Consider the following 2,096-nt stretch of genomic DNA (forward strand, 5'->3'; position numbering starts at 1 on the left):
GCCGCAGCTGCGCGCGAGCAGCACGCAGCGCGCGCGCACCGACGTCGCACAGGCAGGCACGACCACACGCCACGGGAGCATGTGACGCAGCGCCGGACGCGGCGGCGACCGGCACGGCCGGTATCGGCGCGGCCGACAGCGCGGCGGCATGAAAAGCGCCGACCATCGCGGCCGAGAGGACGAGCAGCGACACGGCCGGCTTCATGCGGCACTCCGTTTCGTCAGGATCATCCGGTCGTCCGTCGCATCGCAATCGATGCACGCAAAGCAGCTATGCCCGTGAGTGAACATCCCCACTGCTTCCCTCATATGTATTCAACTGGCCTGATTCATTTATCGAAACAATGCGGCGATTTCTTTAATCGCGCGGCATCGTGCTACGCGCGCCTGGCACCGGCACACGCCCATTCGTCACACTATCTCAAAAACAGGACAAAACTCACCCCGATTCGCGACATTGAAGCGAAAAAACCTCAATCCGGTCGGAAATGCTGCGCGAGAGGGATGAATGGTAAGAATTGCGCCGTTGTCGCCCGGCAGGCCGAACGGCATACTGCCGGCGCGGATCGGCTGGCCGGCGGCGGTCCGCTGCAGACCGCCCCGCCACACGCGCGGCCGCGAGGCGGCGCGTATGCTACCGCAATCCCGCGCCGCCGGACGGCCTTTCTTTCACGGAAAACGGACTTGAATCAAATCGTCGACACCGCCACCCCGTCCCCCGATACGCTGCTGCGCATCATCGCCGCGCAAGCCGAGATCGCGAAGCTCGGCCTCGATCTCGGCAGCGTGATGGCCTATGTGGCCGAGCAGGTGCCGCAGCTCACCGGCGCGAGCGCCGCCGCGGTCGAATTCGCCGAGGGCGACGACATGGTGTACCGCGCCGCGTCGGGCACGGCCGCCGGGATGCTCGGCCTGCGGTTGCGGCGCTCGGGCAGCCTGTCGGGCCTGTGCGTGCAGCAAGGCGCGTTGCTGCACTGCATCGATTCGGAAACCGATCCGCGCGTCGATCGCGACGCCTGTCGGCGGGTCGGCCTGCGCTCGATGCTCGTGATGCCGCTCACCCACGCCGACACGACCGTCGGCGTGCTGAAAGTGATGTCGCCGGAAGTCGACGGCTTTTCGCCAGCCGACGCGGGCACGCTGCGGCTGACGGCCGACCTGATCGCCGCCGCGATGTTCCACGCGGCGCGCAACGAGGCGAACGAACTGTACCTGCGCGCGACACACGACGCGCTCACGGGCCTGCCCAACCGCGCGCTGTTCTACGACCGCCTGCGGCAGTCGATGCACACGACGCTGCGCGCGAACGGCCGGCTCGGCATCCTCAACATCGACATGGACGGGCTGAAGCCGATCAACGACGGGTTCGGCCATCGCGCGGGCGACGCGGCGCTGCGCGAGGTCGCCGCGCGGATGCAGGGGGCGGTGCGGCGCTCGGACACGGTCGCGCGCATCGGCGGCGACGAATTCGCGGTGATCCTGCCGAACATCGGCAACCGCGACGATGCGCATGCGCAAAGCACGCGGCTCGCGCGCCAGGTCGGCGAACCGTTCGAATTCGAGGGCTGCCCGATGCGGCTCGGCGTCAGCGTCGGGATCGCGCTGCTGCCCGACGACGGCACCGACATGAACGCGCTGATCGAGCACGCGGACAAGGCGATGTACGAAGTGAAACGCACCCGGTCGCAGCGGGTCGCTCACGCGTAACGCGGCTCGACGAACCGGCGGCGGCGGCCTCGAACGGGCGCTAGCCGATCTGCGGAACGGCGATCGCGAGCCCGACCACGACCCACTGGACGATCGCGACGAGCACACCGGCCCGGCACAGCCCGACCGCACCGCGCACGCGTGCGTCGAGCGCGCGTCCGGTCTTCGACGCATCGATCCAGCCGAGATCGGCGAGCGCGCGGTCGAGCGCCGCGAGGCCGTCGTCGACCGATCCGTCGCCCGCCGCCGCACGCGCGAGCGCGGCGAACAGCCGGCGGTCGATCTCGATCCGCACCGCGTACCACAGCGCCGCGATCCCCGAGCCGGTGCTGACCACCGCCAGCAGCACGCGGGCGATCGTGGCCGGCGCCCAGCCCGATGCGATCCAC

Annotated in this window: 3 protein-coding genes; 1 reads left to right on the plus strand and 2 read right to left on the minus strand. The window is 69.3% G+C overall.

Annotation, left to right across the window (positions count from 1 at the left end):
* Window positions 1-205: hypothetical protein (locus G3N96_RS38465; RefSeq protein WP_206140473.1), on the minus strand; the 205-nt coding region annotated here is incomplete at its 3' end.
* 479 nt (window positions 206-684) lie between these two features.
* Between G3N96_RS38465 and G3N96_RS38470 the strand changes: the two genes are divergently transcribed.
* Window positions 685-1,707, plus strand: coding sequence for a sensor domain-containing diguanylate cyclase (locus G3N96_RS38470; protein ID WP_206140471.1), 1,023 nt, complete (start codon window positions 685-687; stop codon window positions 1,705-1,707).
* Window positions 1,708-1,747: 40 nt separating this feature from the next.
* On the opposite strand, the gene G3N96_RS38475 is transcribed toward G3N96_RS38470, so the two are convergent.
* The coding region (locus tag G3N96_RS38475; protein ID WP_241023037.1) for a hypothetical protein at window positions 1,748-2,096 on the minus strand (349 nt) is incomplete at its 5' end.

The organism is Burkholderia sp. Se-20373, assembly GCF_017104705.1.
Classification (GTDB): domain Bacteria; phylum Pseudomonadota; class Gammaproteobacteria; order Burkholderiales; family Burkholderiaceae; genus Burkholderia.